We start from the raw sequence: 1,580 nt of genomic DNA on the forward strand, positions 1-1,580 counted from the left end.
ATTTCTAATCATTTTTAAGCGCCTTTTTATTTAATGTCCTTGACACGGGGTCCACATTACATTTTCGATTAATAGTCCTTTATTCCAAACTCTGTTTCCGCATATCTGCATAGCCTACAACTATATAAATGTGGTTATCCCTAGAGATGTCACCTAACATAATAGTGCATCTATGATGTCGGTTGATTATTCGCAAGGAACAGCACCGCTAATCGCATAAAGTGCACCACCTATATCACCAACTGCACCACCTCAAGGGTGGTCTTTTTGTACTATCATGATATTGGAGACAATGTCTCTAATATTATGAAAGGAGCCTTAAAATTATGGCCGTAAAATTCAATCTGAGAATGTGCCTGTAGCTAATGGATCAGGGTATTTCTCTTAATACCATTTCCAAACAATATCACATAAGCAAGCACACCTCATCGAAAGTAAAACGAAGAAAGGAGAAATTAGAATTTGATACTGCAAAATTAGAGTGTTATTCAGATACGAAATTAGGAAAGCTGTTCTTCCCTAATCTTTATGAAAGTGAAGACATCTATGCCTCTATAGATTATGAATATATTCATAATGAATTATCTAAACCTGGAGTCACTCTGACGCTGTTGTGGAATGAATACTGTATCAAGATAAATGATGGGAAGTATCCCGTGAGCTATTCAAAGTTCTGCAGAGGATACACAGAGCTTGTTCAGAATCACAACTATACCAACCATATCCAGCATAAGCCAGGTATTCGTACTGAAGTAGATTGGTTATGAGAATCTTTGCATAACCAATCCACCATTAATTTATCCCCTGGTTTATGTGTGATATGCATTGTAAGATTTTTTTCTTTACATAATAACGATACTTTTTGCAAAAGTAACTGTACTGATAGAATGGGAAGTTACTGTTTCTGCAATCTTCTGCATATTCTTCCCATAATAATTTAATGTTTGTCCCTGGTCTTAACAGTTCTTTATGAATATACTGATAATCAGGTTGCTTAATGATTAGATTAAGTTTAGTCTCCTTTCTAAACAATAGTTTCTGTACTTCCATTTCATTCTGATTCGGGATCATAGACCAACAAATATTATTTTTATCAGCTGCTTTAGATACTTTTCTTACTGTATCTCTTGATACTTTAAGTGCTTCAGCTATCTTTCACTCACTGAAATTTTGAAATCTCATTTCCAAAATCTTCTTAACATCCCGCATATAAAAACACCTCCTAGTTGCAAGATTTGATAAGTATTTATTACTTATCAAATCCATTTTATAACCACGAGATGCAAATCTTTATATTAAATATGATGGACTTGTTTAACGGATTCACTGGACTTCTCTAGCGTAACGTATGGACTAATTTTACCGTATGGAGTGGCCTTGCCACTCCGTAATATTCAGGTGATGCACTTAATGCGACAGGAGTGGTGCATAGGTCTGCGACTACCAGTTCAATTACGCGCGAATAATCAGTTGGTTACAGTTCCTATATCTGTATCAGAAGGAAATTCTATACGAACATCTCCTTTAGTTATAATTATGTTCTGTTTATCAAATGTGCTTTGATCAACAGAGACAAATGA

At 35.0% G+C, this 1,580-nt stretch carries 1 protein-coding gene; it reads left to right on the forward strand.

Features of this window, described 5'->3' with window-relative positions; translation table 11 throughout:
• The first annotated feature begins 365 nt into the window (after positions 1-365).
• Positions 366-767 carry a hypothetical protein gene (locus tag DW269_RS12680; RefSeq protein WP_158546375.1) on the forward strand — a complete coding sequence of 134 codons (402 nt, stop codon included), beginning with the start codon at positions 366-368 and terminating at the stop codon, positions 765-767.
• Positions 768-1,580: the final 813 nt, after the last annotated feature.

It is taken from the genome of Catenibacterium sp. AM22-6LB (assembly GCF_003435615.1).
GTDB lineage: Bacteria > Bacillota_I > Bacilli_A > Erysipelotrichales > Coprobacillaceae > Catenibacterium > Catenibacterium mitsuoka_A.